We start from the raw sequence: 17,855 nt of genomic DNA on the forward strand, positions 1-17,855 counted from the left end.
GCGGCATCACGTTGATCATGAGCGTGGGCTGCCTGCAGCAAACGACTCACGGTGCTATGCTCGATCGCTCTCGGGTTTCTACTGGGCGGTGATCCATGAGCGCGCTATTTTCTCCACTCACGCTGCGCAGCGTGACGCTTCCGAACCGTATCGTCGTTTCGCCGATGTGCCAGTATTCCGCCGAACGCGGCGAGGCCACCGCGTGGCACATGATTCACCTTGGCAGCCTCGCCTTGTCCGGCGCGGGCATGCTGTGCATCGAGGCGACGGCGGTCGAACCGGACGGCCGCATCACGCCCGGCGATCTCGGCTTGTGGGACGATGCGACCGAGGCCGCGCTCAGGCCAGTGCTTGCCGCGATCCGCAAGCATTCGCATATCAACGTGACGATGCAGCTGTCGCACGCGGGGCGCAAGGCGTCGAGTCATGCGCCTTGGGAAGGCGGCCAGCTGATTCCGGTGTCGCAAGGCGGCTGGTTGCCGCACGCGCCCTCGGCCTTGCCGCACAAGGCCGGCGAAGAACCGCCGCTCGCGCTCGACACGCCGGGGCTCAATCGCATCCGCGAAGCCTTTGCAGCGTCCGCGCGGCGCGCAGCGCGCCTCGGCATAGACGCACTGGAAGTGCATGCCGCGCACGGCTATCTGTTGCACCAGTTCCTCTCGCCGCTCGCCAATCAACGGGACGACGACTACGGCGGGTCGCTCGAAAATCGCATGCGCTTTCCGCTTGAAATCTTCGACATCGTGCGCGCGTCTTTTCCCGCCGACAAACCCGTCGGCGTGCGTGTGTCCGCCACGGATTGGGTCGAAGGCGGCTGGTCGCTCGACGACACCATTGCGTTCGCGCATGAGTTGAAAAAGCGCGGGTGCGACTGGATCGACGTATCGTCCGGCGGCGTCTCGCCGTTGCAGAAGATTCCGCTCGAGCCGGGCTATCAGATTCCGTTCGCGAAGGCTGTCAAGAAAGCGACGGGCCTCACCACCATCGGCGTCGGACTCATCACCGACCCGGTTCACGCTGAGCAGCTGATCGTAGAGGGCGACGCCGATCTCATCGCGCTGGCTCGTGCGTTGCTGTACAACCCGCGCTGGCCGTGGCATGCGGCCGCGCAACTCGGCGCGACAGTCGAGGCGCCGCCGCAGTACTGGCGCTCGCAGCCGCGCGACCAGAAGGCGCTGTTCGGCGAGATTTCATTCGGGCAACGTTGAAGCAGCACGCGCGCATCGCACATGCTCACGCGGCATATGGTTTTGACGGTTGAACGAAGCCGTCTTGACCGTGTAGGATGCCGGATGTGGCGCATGTGCGTCGCAGTGTCGACGCGGCGCTCGCAGGGCGCCGCGTTTGCTATCAGCGCCAGAAAAATCAGCGCGTCAGACGCGGGCGTTTCCGACGGCTGCCGGACTTCATCCCCAGTTCTTCACAAGGATTCATTCAATGAGTTCACGCAGGATCGCCGTGCGTCGTTCCGGTGTGCACGGCAAAGGCGTGTTTGCGCTCGAACCGATTGCGGCCGGCGAGCGGCTAATCGAATACAAGGGCGAGCGGATTTCCTGGAAAGAAGCGTTGCGCCGTCATCCGCATAATCCTGACGAACCGAATCACACGTTCTACTTTGCGCTCGACAGCGGCAAGGTGATCGACGGCAAGGTGAACGGCAACAGCGCGCGCTGGATCAACCACTCGTGTGCGCCGAACTGCGAAGCGGAAGAGATCGACGGTCACGTGTATGTGCACGCGCTGCGCGACATCGCCGAGGGCGAGGAGCTCTTCTATGACTACGGCCTTGTGATCGACGCGCGCCAGACCAAGAAGCTGAAGAAGGAATACGAATGCCGCTGCGGCTCGCGCAAATGCCGCGGCACCATGCTGGCGCCGCCGGAGAAGGAGAAGGGCGCGGATAAAGCGGCTAAGGCGACTAAAGCGACCAAAGCGTCCAGGTCCGCGAAGTCTGAGAAATCCGCTAAAGCGGCAAAGAAAGCCAAAAAGAAGTAACACGCGACGAGCTGCGTGGTTCGTCGTGCGAATGACGCCCGCGCAGCGCGTTCCAATAAGTTATCGCTACAGATCGACCGGCGCCGAGTGCGCCGGTTTTTTGTTGAGGTCGTTCGCGTCTTTCGGCAAAGCGGCTTTCACGAGCGGAATGCGCACGATAAAGCGCGCTCCGCCTTCCGGCGCATCTTCGTAATGCACGGTGCCGTGATGCAGCGCCATGATGTCGTGCACGATGGCGAGGCCGAGCCCGGCGCCGCCGTCCACGCCGGCGTCGCTTTGACCGTCGCCGCGAAAGAACCGCTTGAACAGATCGGCCTGCTGCGTATGAGGCACGCCCGCGCCATTGTCTTCGACCACGATCTCGGCCATGCGCACGTCGTCCACCACGGTTTGCGACACGGTGACCGTGATGCGCCCGCCGTCGAAGCGCGAAGGCGGCACATACTTCAGCGCGTTATCCAGCAGATTCGCAATCACTTCATGCAGCAGCACGGGATTGCCGCGCGCGATCAACGGCTGATCGTTGGCGGGATCGTCGAGCCGCTGAAAACCCAGGTCGATGTGCGAGGCCAGCGCGCGCGGTACCCATTCCGCGCCGGTGTCGAAGGCGAGCGCGGCCATGTCGACATTGACGAAGCGCGCGGCCTGCTCGGCCGGTTCCGCCCGCGCGAGCGACAGCAGCTGATTCGACAGGCGCACCGCGCGATCGGCGGCCGCGCGCAGCTCCCGCACCGCGGCAAGCGTCTGCTGCGGATCGCGCGCGACGGCGGCCTGCTCCGCGTGCAGCTTGACGGCCGTGAGCGGCGTGCGCAGCTGATGCGCGGCATCGGCGATAAATTTGCGCTGACCGTCAAGCGCGGTCTTGAGACGGCCGAGCAGCGCGTTGACGGCGCCGGTCAACGGGCGGATCTCGACGGGCACATAGGTTTCGTCGACCGGCTCGAGCGAAGTGTGCGTTTGGCGGTTCAGCGAATCGGCGAGATCGGTCAGCGGGTTGAGCTGCTGATTCACCACTCGCCACACGATCACCCAGCCCGCGAGCAGCAGCAACAGCAGCGGCATCATGATCGCCACGAGAAACTCGGCGGCGATGCGAAAGCGGTGATGGACCGGCTGCCCGACCTCGACGACGATCGGGTTGCCGACCGGCTGATCGACGCGCACTTGCGCGACGCGCACCGTCACGCCCTGGTGCTGCGTTTCGAACACGTACGCATAGTGCATACGCCGAACACTCGTGCCTTGCAGCGGCAGCGTTTTATCGCCGGCAATTTCGGTTTCGCCGTTGCTGATCCGATAAACCAGATGCTCGATCGGATCGGAAAACATGGCTTGCGCGAGCGGCGGCACGGTAATGGGCGCTTCCGGACCCGCAATCTGAATTTGCTTGGAGATGGCGGTGGCGAGATCGGCGAGCGAGCGGTCGACCACGTGCTGCGTGTACTGCCACGCGAGCCAGTAGGCGATCAGGCCGCTCATCAGCGCGAGCAGCGAAAGGGGAGCAGCGAGGCGCCGCAGCAGCGTGCGGCGCAGACTATTGGCGGCCGGCTGGGGCATGATCGAGCGCGCGGGGAAAGAGCAGGCGCGAGGCGCCCTGAAGTTTCACCGGATGCCGGCAACTCGCACACGCGGTGCGCTGCGCCGGCCCGGCGCCGTCGGGCCGCCGGCGGATGGCGGCCTTCACGACGATTATGCGGCCTGGCGGATTTCCTGCAACAGATAACCGAAACCGCGCACGGTGACGATTTCAACGCGGCAGTTTTCGAGCTTCTTGCGCACGCGGTGCACATAGACCTCGATGGCTGTGTCGCCGAGATCGCCGCCGAAATGCGTCAGATGGTCCTGCAGTTGCGCCTTGCTGACCACGCGGCCATGGCGCAGCAGCAGCATTTCGAGCACGGCGAATTCGCGCGGCGAGAGTTCGAGCGGCTTGTCGTCGTTGAAAATGCGGCGATCCACGCCCGACAGGCGCACGCCGCCGAGCGACACTTCCGGACGCGGCATGTCGCCGTGCGGACCGCTGCGGCGCATCACGGCACGAATGCGCGCTTCGAGTTCGGTCGGCTCGAACGGCTTGAGCATGTAGTCGTCCGCGCCAGAATTGAGGCCTTGCACGCGGTCGTTCAGTTCGTCGCGCGCGGTGAGGATGATCACCGGCGTATGGCGATTGCTCTGACGGAAGCGCGAGAGCAGCGTCATGCCGTCGATGCCCGGCAAGCCGAGGTCGAGAATCACCAGTTCGTGGCGGTTTTGCGTGAGGGCCTGTTCGGCGAAAATGCCGTCGTGGACCATGTCGACAGTGAAGCCGGCTTGTTCGAGACTGCTTTGGATGCCGCGTGCGATGGGACGGTCATCTTCGATCAGAAGGAGTCGCATGGATTTCGCTCAAGTACAATGGGTTTAGGCGTTCGGGCAAGCGGTTCGCCGGGGCGCCTGCTTCACAGACTGGTTCGCCCGTCTGCTGCATCGAGCAGCTTGCTCGCGCCCTCCGGATAATCGAAGCCATGTCCGAGATCAGCATTCAGGAACTCGAAGCCGCGATCAACTTCTGGCGCGCCCGCCCACCCGCGAGCGGGGACGAACTCGTTCTGTGCAAGGAGGCAAGCGCGCTCTCCAAGCCGTATGCGCTCCTGATTGTACAGCGTCGGAACACGCTATCGCGGGATCGTTTGGACGCGAATGCACAGCAGGCATGGGATTCTTACGTGCGCCTTAAGAATGGCCTGTAGAACTGAAGGTTTGTCTACGGCATTGCCTGCAAAGCCCTTTCAATACGACGAATTCTGAGCGGTGGCTGCGTGGGCTGGCACACGGTCGATACACCGCGCCGGTTTAATGTCGCGCGTCATGAGGCCATTCGCTTCGTGCTTCGACAGAGTGATCTCCACCTTGTCCTACGCGTTGAATCGCTCCGGGTGATCCGACGCGTGGTGCCTACGCCATGCAATAATCGTGCATCAAACTTGAATTCGATGCAGATTTTCTACATGCTGGATCTCGACCACTTCGACCTCGCGCTGCTCGACGTACTGCAGCGTTTTGGCCGCGCCACGCATCAGCAGCTTGCCGAACAGGTGCCGCTGTCGCCGTCGCAGATTGGGCGGCGCTTGCAGCGGCTCGAGCAGGTCGGTGTGGTGGACGGCTATCGCGTCGTGCTGCGGCCGGAAAAGCTCGGCTTGGGCGTCACCGCCTTTACGAGCCTCAAGCTGAAACATCACGGCGACTCGATCATCGAGCAGTTCCAGCAGCAGATCGACGTGTTGCCCGAAGTGCTGGAATGCCACGCGGTGGTGGGCGACGCCGACTATCTGCTGCGCATCGTCGCGCCCGACCTCAACTACCTGTCCACCTTCGTCATGAAGAAGCTGATGCGCGTGCCGGGGGTGGATAGCGTGCGCTCGAACATCGTGCTCACCACGTTCAAGCGCAACGGGCCGCTGCCGCTTGCGCATCTGTCGCCGGGAACGGCCGCGGGCTGAAGCGGCTCGGGCGGCCCTGGCGCGCAGGCCCTAGCGCGCATTTTGGCGCTTTCATGCAGCCTGCTTCGGCTCGCCGTTCGGGCTGCTCAGCAGATCGACATAGGCCACCGCCACGAGATCCGTTTCGGGCACGCCGAGGCTCGCGAACATCGCATGCGCTTCCGCGTGGCCGTGCTCCTCGTCGTCGTCCTGTCCGAGCACCACTTCGAGTTCGACGAAATCGCCAAGGCCGTCGACGCGGTCCAGATGAATGCGTGTGCGTCCCGCGAGATACACGTGCCGTTCCTTGGTCACAATGCCGCGCGTGGTCAGCGCCGTCGCAAGCAGCGCGTGCATGGCTTCGGGATTCGTCACCGGGCTGCGCGTGTAGTACGAGGCCTTCGGCCCGTCGCGGTCGTCGCGCTGGTAGAAGATCAGTTCGGCGGGCGTGCCGTCGTCGAACTGGCGCAGCTTCAGGCGCCCGCGCGGGACGTCGTAGAAAAAGTCCTGCTGGCGGAAGATCAGCGGCGCGTCCGGCGCGAGCTGCGCCGCGCGTTCGCGCAGCTGCTCGAAATGCTGGGCGCGGGCTTTTATTTCGATGTTGCGTGCCATGTCGGGCTCCTGTCGGGAATGGAATGGCCGGCGGCTTGCGTCATGTGCGGCGAAGCTGCCGGGAAAGACAGAGTCGGTTGGAACGGAAAAGCGGCGAGACGGGCGCGTGAGCGAACCGCCAATCTAACAAAAACTGCGTGACGCCGCGGTTTCATCCCGCAGCGAAGCGTGGGACGCAGCTTCGCGCGTGCTGTCATGAGAACCGCTCATATCGCAACGCGGCATGCCCAGACGATCGTCAAGGCGTGCTCGGGGCGTCCGTCAGCTGGCCCATTGCAGTTCGATCAGCTTGAGCGCGGCGGCTATCGCGGGCTCGTCTTTGCGTTCGGCAAGCGCGATGAAGCTCAGTTGCGTCGGCACCGTAATGCCTTCCACGATCGTCAGCGCATGCGCGTGCGCCTCGGCAAGGGCAATCGCGTCGCGCGCCAGCGTGAGACCCACGCCGGATTTGACGAGATCGAGCATGGACGGCTCCTGATCCACTTCCGCGACCTTCACCGGCTTCACGCCCGCCTCGCCGAATGCGCGCGACAAGAGCCGGTTGTGTGCGGAGGCTGGCGGCGTCCAGATCCACGGAAACGCGGCGAGCGAGCGCCAGTCGCGCGCGCCTTTGACGCGGTCTTTCCAGCCGGCCGGCGCCAGCACGCGGTACTGGAAATGCGTGAGCGTCAGCGTGTGGAACGCGGGCGCGTCGCGGCTCTCGTCGTCGGAAGGCACGCCGATGTAGTAGCCGACGTCGAGTTCGCCCGCGCGGACCTGCTCCAGCACCCAGCCCGACATGCCGTGCCGCAAGGCCGTTTCGATATGCGGCCACGTCTCCACCAGCTGCTTGAGAAAGCCGCCCAGCCGCAGAAACTCAGGGTCGAGAATGGTGCCGATGCGCAGCCGCCCGCGCACCTCCTGACGCAGCGACTGCGCCGCGCGCTGCACGTCGCTCGCCGCGGCCAGCGCGCGTTCGGCGTGCGGCAGCAGCGCCTGGCCGTCGCGCGTGAGCGAGAGTCCATGCGATGCCCGCGTGAACAGCGTCACGCCGAGCGTCTCCTGCAAATGCTTGATTTGCAGGCTGACGGCCGGCTGCGTCAGATGCAGTTGCACCGCCGCACGCGTGAGGTTGCCCTCGCGTGCGACGGTGACGAACGCGCGTAACAGAATGAGATCCATGCGCTGATATTAACGCTGCTTATAGCCCAGTTGAGCATTACTCATTGGATTTCGCTCGGCGAAGCGCCGTACGCTCGTGTTTCGGCACGCCATTCTTGTGGCGGAAGATCGCGGCAGCCATCCCGGATGATGGTCCACCACCGAGAGGAACAACATGAGCGAGACATATCAGGACGAAACCGTCCGCGCGGGTGCCGGCGTGCGCACGCTGGCGCATTTCATCAACGGCAAGGCTATCGACGGAACCAGCGGCCGTCACGGCGACGTCTTCAATCCCGCACTCGGGGAGGTGAGCGCGCGGGTGCCGCTCGGCAGTGTGGCCGAAGTGGACGCCGCGGTTGCCGCCGCCTATGCCGCGTTTCCCGCGTGGAGCGAAACGGCGCCCATCAAGCGGGCGCGCGTGCTGTTCAAGTTCAAGGAGTTGCTCGACCGCCACCACGACGAGCTGGCCGAACTGATCACACGCGAGCACGGCAAGGTGTTTTCCGACGCGAAGGGCGAGGTGATGCGCGGCATCGAAGTGGTCGAGTTCGCGTGCGGCATTCCCAATCTGCTGAAGACCGACTTTACCGACCAGATCGGCGGCGGCATCGACAACTGGAATCTGCGCCAGCCGCTCGGCGTGGTCGCCGGCATTACGCCGTTCAATTTTCCCATGATGGTGCCGTGCTGGATGTTCCCCGTCGCCATCGCCTGCGGCAACACGTTCGTGTTGAAGCCGTCGGAGCGCGACCCGTCGGCGGCGAACCGTCTCGCGGAATTGTTGAAGGAAGCGGGCTTGCCCGACGGCGTGTTCAATGTCGTGCACGGCGACAAGGTCGCCGTCGACGCGCTCCTCGTGCATCCCGACGTGAGCGCGGTCTCGTTTGTCGGCTCCACGCCGATTGCCGAATACATCCACACGGAAGGCACCAGGCACGGCAAGCGCGTGCAGGCGCTGGGCGGCGCCAAGAACCACCTCGTCGTGATGCCGGATGCCGACCTCGACCAGGCCGTCGATGCGCTGATCGGCGCCGCATACGGTTCCGCCGGCGAGCGTTGCATGGCGATTTCCGTGGCGGTCGCGGTCGGGCATATCGCCGATGAGTTGATCGAACGGCTCACGCCTCGCGTGAAGAGCCTGAAGATTCTGAACGGCATGGAATCGGCTGCCGAAATGGGACCGTTGGTAACCGCCGCGCATCGCGACAAAGTGCTGGGCTATATCGAAGCCGGCATCGCCGCAGGCGCGAAGCTCGTCGTGGACGGCCGCGCTCATCGGGTCGACGGACACGAGAAGGGGTTCTTTCTCGGCGGTACGTTGTTCGACAATGTGTCGACCGATATGAAGATTTACCGCGAGGAAATTTTCGGGCCGGTGCTGTGCGTGGTGCGCGTGCCGGATTTCGCGTCGGCGGTGGAGCTCATCAACGCCAACGAGTTTGCGAACGGCGTGTCGTTGTTCACGTCGGACGGCGGGATCGCGCGCGCTTTCTCGCGGCAGATCCAGATCGGCATGGTCGGCATTAACGTGCCGATTCCGGTGCCGATGGCGTGGCACTCGTTCGGTGGCTGGAAGAAGTCGCTGTTCGGCGATCATCATGCGTACGGCGAGGAAGGCGTGCGGTTCTACACACGCTACAAGAGCATCATGCAGCGCTGGCCTGACAGCATCGCGAAGGGCGCCGAGTTCACCATGCCGGTCGCCAAGTAGTGCTCATGATGTTGGCCTTTGGCGGCGCTCGCGCAGTGCTTCGCGCGGCGCGCCGAAGGCATCGATAAAACCGGTCGCCGCCCACGGCGCTGCCGGTAAAAATGATTAGGAGACTGAACGATGAGCCACGTGCAAGCCGCGTCTTCGGGGCGGCGTCTCGAAGGCGAGTTCGACTACATCATTGTCGGCGCGGGGACGGCGGGCTGCGTGCTCGCCAATCGTCTGACCGAAGATCCCGACGTGCAGGTGCTCCTGCTCGAAGCAGGCGGCAAGGACGACTATCACTGGATTCATGTGCCGGTCGGCTATCTGTACTGCATCGGCAATCCTCGCACTGACTGGCTCTATAAAACGCAGGCGGAGCCGGGCCTCGACGGGCGCGCGCTTTCGTATCCGCGCGGCCGCGTGCTCGGCGGTTGTTCGTCGATCAACGGCATGATCTACATGCGCGGGCAACGCGAGGACTACGACGAGTGGGCGCGCGTGACGAATGATCCGTCGTGGTCGTGGGACGCGGTGCTGCCGGTCTTCAAACGCAGCGAAGATCACTACGCGGGCGCGAGCGAATCGCACGGCGCGGGTGGGCCGTGGCGCGTCGAAAAACAGCGCCTCAAGTGGAAGATACTCGAGGAGTTTGCGAAGGCGGCGCAACAGACAGGCATTCCCGCTACCGACGACTTCAACCGCGGCGATAACACCGGCGTCGGCTATTTCGACGTCAATCAGAAGCGCGGCATTCGCTGGAATGCGTCGAAGGCATTCTTGCGTCCGGCAATGCGGCGGCCGAATCTCACTGTCATTACCGGCGCGCACACTCAGCGCGTCACATTCGAAGGACGCCGCTGTACCGGCGTCGAATATCGCGGCGACGGTATCGACTATGTGGCGAAGGCGCGCTGCGAAGTGATATTGAGTTCGGGCGCGGTCAACTCGCCGCAATTGCTTGAGTTGTCCGGCATCGGGAATGGTGCGCGTCTGCAGAACCTGGGTATCGGCGTGGTCAACGATCTGCGCGGCGTCGGCGAAAATTTGCAGGATCATTTGCAACTGCGCATGGCCTATCGCGTGGACGGCGTTCGCACGCTGAATACTGCGTCCGCGCATTGGTGGGGCAAGCTGATGATCGGCGTGCAGTATGCGCTTTTCCAAAGCGGTCCTATGTCGATGTCGCCGTCGCAACTGGGCGCTTTCGCGAAGTCCGATCCGGACGATCGCTCGCTCACGCGCCCCGACCTCGAATATCACGTGCAGCCGCTTTCGCTGGATCGCTTCGGCGAGCCGCTGCACCGCTTCAATGCATTCACCGCATCTGTGTGCCAGTTGCGGCCCACATCGCGCGGCAGCATTCATATCGAATCGGCGGACGCTGCGGCGCCTCCGCTCATCGCGCCCAACTATCTCTCCACCGACTATGACCGGCACGTGGCCGCGAACGCGCTGCGTCTCACGCGCCGCATTGCAGCCGCGCCCGCGCTCGCGCGTTACCAGCCTCGGGAAATCTTGCCGGGCATCGAGTATCAGACCGAGGAAGAACTACAGCGTGCGGCAGGTCTCGTCGGCACCACGATTTTCCATCCGGTAGGCACATGCCGCATGGGCACGACCGACGATCCCGCAACAGTGGTGGACAACCGGCTACGAGTTATCGGGGTTGACGGTCTGCGTGTGGTCGATGCATCTGTCATGCCGACCATCACGTCCGGCAACACGAACTCGCCCACGTTGATGATTGCCGAACGAGGCAGCGCCATGATTCGCGAGGACCGTCGCGCGCGCGTGACGGGCAGCGTGGCCGCACGCGCGGCCAATGCGGTATCGATGTCCGCTGTGTGACACACGTCGCACCGCGGCACGGGTGGCGCGTGCCGCCTTTGCATGGGGGCTGCCCCACGCATGTCTCCGATAAGAGACTGCGGCGCGCGATTACATACATACACCATCCACTAAGTGCAAATCCCAATGAATGCGCTGCATCATTGGCGCGACAATGGCAGCCATGCCGCGTGTTGCCCCAAGGATTACCGTCCGGATTGGTGCAGCACGCCAACGAGCGTGCACGGGGTGCCGCCGTCCAAATAGTCGCGCAGAGCTTCGCGCGAAAGATCGTAGTGCTTCGCCTCACTCCGTATGGAAGGGAACATGATTCTCGGCGATACGATTCTCGAAACGCGCGGCCTCACCCGTGAGTTCAAAGGCTTCATTGCCGTGAACGGCGTGAACCTGCGCGTGCGCCGCGGCTCGATCCATGCGCTGATCGGGCCCAATGGAGCGGGCAAGACCACCTGCTTCAACCTGCTCACCAAGTTTCTCGAACCGACGGCCGGTCAGATCGTTTTCAACGGCGTCGACATCACGCATGAGCGGCCGGCGCAGATCGCGCGGCGCGGCATCATCCGTTCATTCCAGATTTCCGCTGTGTTTCCGCATCTGACGGCATTGCAGAATGTGCGCGTCGGTTTGCAGCGCTCGCTCGGTACCGCCTTTCATTTCTGGAAGAGCGAGCGCACGCTGCGCCGGCTCGACGACCGCGCGATGGATCTGCTCACGCAGGTCGGCCTGACCGATTTCGCCGATGTGTTGACGGTCGAACTCTCCTATGGCCGCAAGCGCGCGTTGGAAATCGCGACGACGCTCGCCATGGAGCCCGAGCTGATGCTGCTCGACGAACCGACGCAAGGCATGGGCCACGAAGACGTCGACCGCGTCACGGCGCTGATCAAGAAAGTATCGAGCGGGCGCACGATCCTGATGGTCGAACACAATATGAACGTGATTGCCGGCATCTCCGACACGATCACCGTGCTGCAACGGGGCGAAGTGCTCGCCGAGGGCACGTATGCCGACGTGTCGAAGAATCCGCTCGTGATGCAAGCCTACATGGGCAGCGCCGACGCGGCGCTCGCCGGAGCCCACGCATGAACACAATTGCCGAGCGCGAAAGCCTCGAGGTGAGCGGCAAGGCCGCGGGCGCGCCCGCACTCCAGATAGCGGGACTGCAAGCCTGGTACGGGGAATCGCACATCCTGCATGGCGTCGATCTGACCGTGGACCGCGGGGAGGTCGTCACGCTGCTCGGCCGCAATGGCGCGGGGCGCACCACCACCTTGCGCGCGATCATGGGCCTCACGGGCCGGCGCACAGGGTCCATCCGCATTGGCGGCCGCGAAACGATCAATCTGCCCACGCATCGCATTGCGCATCACGGCATTGGCTATTGCCCTGAAGAGCGCGGCATTTTTTCGAGCCTCTCGTGCGAGGAAAATCTGTTGCTGCCGCCGCCCGTCGGCGACAAGGCGCACATGATGTCGCTCGAGGAAATCTACGCGATGTTCCCGAATCTGCAGGAACGCCGCATGAGCCAGGGCACACGGCTCTCGGGCGGCGAGCAGCAGATGCTCGCGGTCGCGCGTATTCTGCGCACGGGCGCCAATCTGCTGCTGCTCGACGAGATATCCGAAGGGCTCGCGCCTGTCATCGTGCAGGCGCTCGCGCGCATGATCGTCACGCTCAAGGCGCGCGGCTACACGATTGTGATGGTCGAACAGAACTTCCGCTTTGCCGCGCCGCTTGCCGATCGTTTTTACGTGATGGAGCACGGAACGATCGTCGAACACTTCGGGGCTAGTGAACTCGAAAGCAAGATGCCGGTCCTGCATGATCTGCTGGGCGTGTAGAGAGCACGCCCCATTGCCTCTGATAACCACAAGCGAAGAACCAGGAGACACGAATGAAAAAGAACCCACTCGCGCGAATTGCTTCAGTCTGTTTCGCGGTCGCAGCCGGCGCCGCCATCACCATGAGCAGCGCGCAAGCGGCAGATGACGCAGTGAAGATCGGCTTTATCACCGACATGTCGGGGCTTTACGCGGACATCGATGGCCAGGGCGGTCTCGAAGCGATCCGCATGGCCGTGGCCGATTTCGGCGGCAAGGTCAACGGCAAGCCGATCACGGTGCTGTATGCGGATCACCAGAACAAGGCGGACATTGCAGCGTCGCGCGCGCGCGAATGGATGGATCGCGAGGGTCTCGATCTGCTGATCGGCGGCACGAACTCGGCAACGGGTCTTTCGATGAACACCGTCGCCGGTGAAAAGCACAAGGTGTACATCAGCATCGGCGCGGGTGCCGACACGCTGACCAACGAGCAATGCACGCCGTACACGATCCACTATGCGTACGACACGACCGCGCTCGCAAAGGGCACGGGCTCGGCAGTGGTGAAGCAGGGCGGCAAGACGTGGTACTTCCTGACCGCCGACTACGCGTTCGGCAAGGCGCTCGAAAAGAACACGGCAGACGTGGTGAAGGCGAGCGGCGGCCAGGTGCTGGGCTCGGTGCGTCATCCGCTGTCGGCGTCGGACTTCTCGTCGTTCCTGTTGCAGGCGCAGTCGTCGAAAGCGCAGGTTCTCGGTCTCGCGAATGCAGGCGGCGATACCATCAACTCGATCAAGGCAGCGAAGGAATTCGGCATTACGAAGACCATGAAGCTTGCTGCGTTGCTGATGTTCATCAACGACGTGCATAGCCTTGGCCTCGAAACGACGCAGGGCCTCGTGCTGACCGACAGCTGGTACTGGAACAAGGACGCGAACACGCGCAAGTGGGCGCAGCGCTACTTCGACAAGATGCGCAAGATGCCGTCGAGCCTGCAGGCCGCCGACTATTCCGCGACGATGAATTACCTGAAGGCGGTGCAGGCGGTCGGTTCGACCGATGCCGACAAGGTGATGGTGCAACTCAAGAAGACGAAGATCGACGACTTCTATGCGAAGGGCTACATCCGTCAGGACGGCAGCATGATCCACGACATGTATCTGATGCAGGTGAAGACGCCGGCAGAATCGAAAGAACCTTGGGACTACTACAAGATCACCGCGACAATCCCCGGCGAGCAGGCGTTCACGACAAAGGCCGAAACGCGCTGCGCGCTGTGGAAATAAACGACGCGTGATGGCCTGAGCGACGGCTGGCTGTCCGCGGGCAGACAGCCGTTCGTTTGCGTTGTTCCGTTTGTTTCATATGGCGCGCGCCCGGCGTTATGCGCGTGCTGTTCGCGTGCCGGCCCGATCGTGCGCGACCGATCTCACCTTGACGATGGGTGAAGGCTTCAATGGACATCTTTGGCATTCCGCTTCCCGCGATGCTGAGCCAGCTGCTGCTCGGACTCGTGAACGGCTCGTTCTACGCAATTCTGAGTCTGGGACTTGCGGTGATCTTCGGCTTGCTGAACGTGATCAATTTCGCGCACGGCGCGTTGTTCATGCTCGGCGCGATGCTCGCGTGGATGGGCTTCTCTTACTTCGGCGTGCCGTACTGGCCGATGCTCATCATCGCGCCGCTCGTCGTCGGTCTGTTCGGGGTCCTGATTGAACGCTCGATGCTGCGCTGGCTGTACAAGCTCGATCATCTGTACGGACTGCTGCTCACGTTCGGGCTCACGCTCGTCGTCGAGGGCGTATTCCGCTCGATCTACGGCTCGTCCGGACAGCCGTACGACGTGCCGTCGGCACTGTCGGGCGCGACCAACCTTGGCTTCATGTTCCTGCCGAACTATCGAGCGTGGGTCGTGGTGGCCTCGCTGATTGTGTGCTTCGCGACGTGGTTCGTCATCGAAAAAACGCGGCTCGGCGCCTATCTGCGCGCCGGCACGGAGAACCCGAAACTCGTCGAGGCTTTCGGCATCAACGTGCCGCTGATGATCACGCTCACCTACGGTTTCGGCGTCGCACTCGCTGCGTTCGCCGGCGTACTCGCCGCACCCGTGATCCAGGTCTCGCCGCTGATGGGCCAGCCGATGATCATCACCGTATTCGCGGTGGTCGTGATCGGCGGGATGGGGTCGATCATGGGCTCGATTCTGACCGGCCTGATGCTGGGCGTGATCGAAGGACTGACTCGCGTGTTCTATCCGGAAGCGTCGGCGACCGTCGTGTTCGTCATCATGGCGCTCGTGCTGCTGGTGCGCCCGGCGGGTCTCTTCGGCAAGGAAAAATGATGCAGAGAAAAGTGCTCTACGGTCTGCTGCTGCTCGCGCTCCTCGCGGTGCCCGTGCTCGGCATCTATCCGCTCTTCGTGATGAAGGTGATGTGCTTCGCGCTCTTCGCCGCCGCCTTCAACCTGTTGATCGGCTACACGGGGCTGCTGTCGTTCGGGCATGCCATGTTTCTCGCGTCGGCGGGCTATATCACCGGTTACGCGATGCAGACGCTCGGCTTCTCGCCTGAACTGGGCGTGCTCGCAGGCACGGCCTGCGCGACGCTGCTTGGTCTTGTCGTCGGCATCTTCGCGATTCGCCGCCAGGGCATTTACTTCGCGATGGTGACGCTCGCGCTCGCGCAAATGGTCTACTTCGTGTTCCTGCAGGCCCCCTTCACGCATGGCGAAGATGGCCTGCAAGGCGTGCCGCGCGGCAAGCTCTTCGGCCTGCTGGATTTGACGTCCGATGTGGCGCTGTACTTCGTCGTGCTGACGATCATGGTGCTCGCGTTCCTGCTGATCGTGCGGATCGTGCATTCGCCGTTCGGGCAGGTGCTGGTGGCGATCAAGGAGAACGAGCCGCGCGCCGTGTCGCTCGGTTACGATACCGACCGCTTCAAGTTGCTCGCCTTCATCCTGTCGGCGGGGCTGGCGGGACTCGCGGGCTCGCTCAAGGTGGTGGTGCAGGGCTTCGAGACTCTGAGCGACGCCTATTGGACCATGTCAGGCCTCGTCGTGCTGATGACGCTCGTCGGCGGAATGGGCACGTTGTTCGGGCCGCTGCTCGGTGCCGCATTGATCGTGGCGCTCGAGGATCGCCTCGGCGATATCGGAGGCGCGCTGGCTTCCACGACAGGCGTGGAATGGTTCCGCTCATTGGGCGAATCGGTCACCATTGTGACGGGCATCATCTTTATTGCATGCGTGCTCGCTTTCCGGCGCGGCATTGTCGGCGAAATCATCGCGCGCGTGCGGCCGCTACGCGCGTGAGCACAGGCGAACTGAAATGCTTCGGCGTCCGATCCAATTCTCGCTGCTGTGCAGTATAGGCACCGAGGCGCGCTTAGGCCCTTATTTGTGTGCCCTGAGGCAACGCCGGCTCTATGCGCCCCAATTCAGTGCCGCAGTGCACCACTAGGGTAATTGCTAGTTGTGGCATGCCGCGTGCTCATTTAATCTTCATGCAGTTCTGATGCACCACGAATTTGCAGGTGGAGAACGAGGAGACATGAGGCACTAAGTGCCCACACGAAAGCGCTGTTGGATTAATATCCAACAGCGCTTTTTATTTGTCGATTTTCGATTGACGTCATTCAATCTTTTGCTAACGCGGGGACGGTTTTTATGTCGCCGGTAATTAGCCTTTTCCCGCGTCGCACCCCTTCAAAACGCTTGCGGCGTGCGGCTTCCGTCCGCTACACTCCTTATTCACCGACCGCTGGGTCGGGATTTAATTCACGAATTTAATCCGAATTGTTTTAACGGGGCGTAGAGGAGTGGGATGAAGTCGGCATTGCGTTGGATCAGCGCGGCATTAGTCGCCGCCGGAGTTTCGGCTGCATGGAGCACGCATGCATTCGCGGATGTGAAAATCGGCGTCACTGTCTCGGCAACCGGTCCGGCCGCATCGCTCGGCATTCCGGAAAAGAACACCATCGCGCTGTTGCCGAAAGAAGTGGCCGGCCAGAAGGTCGATTACATCGTGCTTGACGACGCCACCGACTCCACCCAGGCCGTCAAGAACGCCCGCAAGCTCACGAGCGAGGACCGCGTCGACGCGCTGATCGGGTCGACCGTCGTGCCGAATTCTCTTGCCATGATGGACGTCGCCGTGGAAAACACCACGCCGGTCATCTCGCTTGCCGCAGCTGCCAGCATCGTCGAGCCCATGGACGCCAAACGCGCGTGGGTCTTCAAGACGCCGCAGAACGACATTCTCATGGCCACGGCCATCGCGCAGCACATGTCCAATCACGGCGTGAAGACGGTCGCGTTCATCGGCTTCTCGGACGGCTATGGCGAAAGCTGGTTCAAGGAATTCAGCAAGGCCGCCGACCTCGCGAAGATCAAGGTCGTGGCAAACGAGCGTTTTGCGCGTAACGACGCGTCGGTCACCGGGCAGGTGCTGAAGATCATGTCGCAGAATCCGGATGCGGTGTTGGTCGCCGGCGCAGGCACGCCCGCCGCGTTGCCGCAGAAAACGCTGAAGGAGCGCGGCTACAAGGGCAAGTACTATCAGACGCACGGCGTCGCGAATAACGACTTCCTGCGCGTGTGCGGCAAGGACTGCGAGGGCACGTATCTGCCGGCGGGTCCGTTGCTCGTCGCCGAGCAGTTGCCCGATTCCAATCCGGTGAAGAAGAGCGCGCTCGCCTACAAGCGTGCCTACGAAGCCGCGTATGGCGCAGGTTCGGTGTCGACTTTCGGCGGCCACGCATGGGACGCGGGCCTGCTGCTGCAACGCGCGATTCCTGTCGCGCTGAAGAAGGGGCAGCCCGGCACACCGGCATTCCGCGAGGCGCTGCGCGCGGCGCTCGAAGCCACGAAAGACCTGCCCGCGTCGCACGGCATCTTCAACATGAGCGCGAACGACCACGCCGGTCTCGACCAGCGGGCGCGCGTGATGGTGCAGATTGTCGGCGGCAAGTGGAAGTTGTCCGGCGACTGAGCGAAGGCGAAGCGATAGGTGACCCAATACAAAAAGACGCGTGCAGTTGACGCGTCTTTTTTATTGCGCGCGCCGTGGGAAAGCGGGGTTGTACGGCTTCAGGAGAAACCCGCATTTGGGTTGCAGTCTATTGACCGTCGGCGCGGCACGACGTAATACTACTAACATGTTAGTGTTTTGCTCACGCCAGTCCAGGAAGGCATCGCAGGAATTGCAGCAGTAGGGAGCAACGTACAAGCGGCGAAGGCACGCGCGTCGAGCAGGGAAAACCATGCTTGGCACGCCCGGAC

Annotated in this window: 16 protein-coding genes; 12 read left to right on the top strand and 4 right to left on the bottom strand. The window is 62.9% G+C overall.

Annotated features, from left to right (window positions below):
- Positions 1-95 precede the first annotated feature (95 nt).
- Together HV711_RS18030 and HV711_RS18035 are read left to right on the top strand one after the other, a co-directional pair.
- Entirely contained in the window at positions 96-1,208 is a 1,113-nt protein-coding gene (locus tag HV711_RS18030; protein ID WP_035480385.1) for an NADH:flavin oxidoreductase/NADH oxidase, read from the top strand.
- Positions 1,209-1,437: 229 nt separating this feature from the next.
- Positions 1,438-1,995 (top strand): SET domain-containing protein, encoded by a 558-nt coding sequence (locus HV711_RS18035; protein WP_028361413.1) that lies wholly within the window; start codon positions 1,438-1,440, stop codon positions 1,993-1,995.
- 66 nt (positions 1,996-2,061) lie between these two features.
- Here the strand turns inward: HV711_RS18035 and HV711_RS18040 are convergent, their stop codons facing one another.
- The gene (locus HV711_RS18040) at positions 2,062-3,552 is read right to left on the bottom strand and encodes a sensor histidine kinase (RefSeq protein ID WP_028361414.1); all 1,491 of its coding nucleotides are present in this window, start codon (positions 3,550-3,552) and stop codon (positions 2,062-2,064) included.
- A gap of 132 nt (positions 3,553-3,684) precedes the next feature.
- Entirely contained in the window at positions 3,685-4,371 is a 687-nt protein-coding gene (locus HV711_RS18045; RefSeq protein WP_013590077.1) for a response regulator, read from the bottom strand.
- Between the two features lie 128 nt (positions 4,372-4,499).
- On the opposite strand from HV711_RS18045, the gene HV711_RS18050 reads away from it, so the two are divergent.
- Together HV711_RS18050 and HV711_RS18055 are read left to right on the top strand one after the other, a co-directional pair.
- Entirely contained in the window at positions 4,500-4,724 is a 225-nt protein-coding gene (locus tag HV711_RS18050) for a DUF3717 domain-containing protein (protein WP_035480386.1), read from the top strand.
- A 258-nt stretch (positions 4,725-4,982) separates the two neighbouring features.
- Positions 4,983-5,474: an Lrp/AsnC family transcriptional regulator gene (locus tag HV711_RS18055; RefSeq protein WP_013590075.1), complete on the top strand. Its 492-nt coding sequence runs from the start codon at positions 4,983-4,985 to the stop codon at positions 5,472-5,474.
- 51 nt (positions 5,475-5,525) lie between these two features.
- Here the strand turns inward: HV711_RS18055 and HV711_RS18060 are convergent, their stop codons facing one another.
- A complete protein-coding gene (locus tag HV711_RS18060; protein ID WP_015004099.1) occupies positions 5,526-6,065 on the bottom strand; it encodes a class IV adenylate cyclase in 540 nt (179 codons plus the stop codon).
- A gap of 261 nt (positions 6,066-6,326) precedes the next feature.
- Positions 6,327-7,226 (bottom strand): LysR family transcriptional regulator, encoded by a 900-nt coding sequence (locus HV711_RS18065; RefSeq protein WP_028361416.1) that lies wholly within the window; start codon positions 7,224-7,226, stop codon positions 6,327-6,329.
- Between the two features lie 154 nt (positions 7,227-7,380).
- On the opposite strand from HV711_RS18065, the gene HV711_RS18070 reads away from it, so the two are divergent.
- The 8 genes from HV711_RS18070 to HV711_RS18105 all read left to right on the top strand — a co-directional run bounded on the left by HV711_RS18070 (position 7,381) and on the right by HV711_RS18105 (position 17,565).
- Positions 7,381-8,919, top strand: a complete 1,539-nt coding sequence (locus HV711_RS18070) for a CoA-acylating methylmalonate-semialdehyde dehydrogenase (protein ID WP_013590072.1) — start codon at positions 7,381-7,383, stop codon at positions 8,917-8,919.
- Positions 8,920-9,039: 120 nt separating this feature from the next.
- Positions 9,040-10,752: a GMC family oxidoreductase gene (locus HV711_RS18075; protein ID WP_035480387.1), complete on the top strand. Its 1,713-nt coding sequence runs from the start codon at positions 9,040-9,042 to the stop codon at positions 10,750-10,752.
- Positions 10,753-11,058: 306 nt separating this feature from the next.
- Positions 11,059-11,838, top strand: a complete 780-nt coding sequence (locus HV711_RS18080) for an ABC transporter ATP-binding protein (protein WP_013590070.1) — start codon at positions 11,059-11,061, stop codon at positions 11,836-11,838.
- The gene (locus HV711_RS18085) at positions 11,835-12,593 is read left to right on the top strand and encodes an ABC transporter ATP-binding protein (protein ID WP_013590069.1); all 759 of its coding nucleotides are present in this window, start codon (positions 11,835-11,837) and stop codon (positions 12,591-12,593) included. The genes HV711_RS18080 and HV711_RS18085 overlap by 4 nt, the downstream gene beginning before the upstream one ends.
- A gap of 53 nt (positions 12,594-12,646) precedes the next feature.
- A complete protein-coding gene (locus HV711_RS18090; protein ID WP_035480389.1) occupies positions 12,647-13,861 on the top strand; it encodes an ABC transporter substrate-binding protein in 1,215 nt (404 codons plus the stop codon).
- 170 nt (positions 13,862-14,031) lie between these two features.
- A complete protein-coding gene (locus HV711_RS18095) occupies positions 14,032-14,916 on the top strand; it encodes a branched-chain amino acid ABC transporter permease (RefSeq protein ID WP_015004094.1) in 885 nt (294 codons plus the stop codon).
- Positions 14,916-15,887: a branched-chain amino acid ABC transporter permease gene (locus HV711_RS18100; protein WP_013590066.1), complete on the top strand. Its 972-nt coding sequence runs from the start codon at positions 14,916-14,918 to the stop codon at positions 15,885-15,887. Before HV711_RS18095 ends, HV711_RS18100 begins: the two co-directional genes overlap by 1 nt.
- A 511-nt stretch (positions 15,888-16,398) precedes the next feature.
- Positions 16,399-17,565: an ABC transporter substrate-binding protein gene (locus HV711_RS18105; RefSeq protein ID WP_035480390.1), complete on the top strand. Its 1,167-nt coding sequence runs from the start codon at positions 16,399-16,401 to the stop codon at positions 17,563-17,565.
- Positions 17,566-17,855 lie beyond the last annotated feature (290 nt).

The sequence above is a fragment of the Paraburkholderia phenoliruptrix genome (assembly GCF_902859825.1).
In the GTDB taxonomy this organism is placed as follows: domain Bacteria; phylum Pseudomonadota; class Gammaproteobacteria; order Burkholderiales; family Burkholderiaceae; genus Paraburkholderia; species Paraburkholderia phenoliruptrix.

Bases quoted from the DNA above. Each gene is read 5' to 3' on its own strand.
- HV711_RS18030 (WP_035480385.1), top strand. From the start codon at position 96: ATGAGCGCGCTATTTTCTCCACTCACGCTGCGCAGCGTGACGCTTCCG.
- HV711_RS18035 (WP_028361413.1), top strand. From the start codon at position 1,438: ATGAGTTCACGCAGGATCGCCGTGCGTCGTTCCGGTGTGCACGGCAAA.
- HV711_RS18040 (WP_028361414.1), bottom strand. From the start codon at position 3,552: ATGCCCCAGCCGGCCGCCAATAGTCTGCGCCGCACGCTGCTGCGGCGC.
- HV711_RS18045 (WP_013590077.1), bottom strand. From the start codon at position 4,371: ATGCGACTCCTTCTGATCGAAGATGACCGTCCCATCGCACGCGGCATC.
- HV711_RS18050 (WP_035480386.1), top strand. From the start codon at position 4,500: ATGTCCGAGATCAGCATTCAGGAACTCGAAGCCGCGATCAACTTCTGG.
- HV711_RS18055 (WP_013590075.1), top strand. From the start codon at position 4,983: ATGCTGGATCTCGACCACTTCGACCTCGCGCTGCTCGACGTACTGCAG.
- HV711_RS18060 (WP_015004099.1), bottom strand. From the start codon at position 6,065: ATGGCACGCAACATCGAAATAAAAGCCCGCGCCCAGCATTTCGAGCAG.
- HV711_RS18065 (WP_028361416.1), bottom strand. From the start codon at position 7,226: ATGGATCTCATTCTGTTACGCGCGTTCGTCACCGTCGCACGCGAGGGC.
- HV711_RS18070 (WP_013590072.1), top strand. From the start codon at position 7,381: ATGAGCGAGACATATCAGGACGAAACCGTCCGCGCGGGTGCCGGCGTG.
- HV711_RS18075 (WP_035480387.1), top strand. From the start codon at position 9,040: ATGAGCCACGTGCAAGCCGCGTCTTCGGGGCGGCGTCTCGAAGGCGAG.
- HV711_RS18080 (WP_013590070.1), top strand. From the start codon at position 11,059: ATGATTCTCGGCGATACGATTCTCGAAACGCGCGGCCTCACCCGTGAG.
- HV711_RS18085 (WP_013590069.1), top strand. From the start codon at position 11,835: ATGAACACAATTGCCGAGCGCGAAAGCCTCGAGGTGAGCGGCAAGGCC.
- HV711_RS18090 (WP_035480389.1), top strand. From the start codon at position 12,647: ATGAAAAAGAACCCACTCGCGCGAATTGCTTCAGTCTGTTTCGCGGTC.
- HV711_RS18095 (WP_015004094.1), top strand. From the start codon at position 14,032: ATGGACATCTTTGGCATTCCGCTTCCCGCGATGCTGAGCCAGCTGCTG.
- HV711_RS18100 (WP_013590066.1), top strand. From the start codon at position 14,916: ATGCAGAGAAAAGTGCTCTACGGTCTGCTGCTGCTCGCGCTCCTCGCG.
- HV711_RS18105 (WP_035480390.1), top strand. From the start codon at position 16,399: ATGAAGTCGGCATTGCGTTGGATCAGCGCGGCATTAGTCGCCGCCGGA.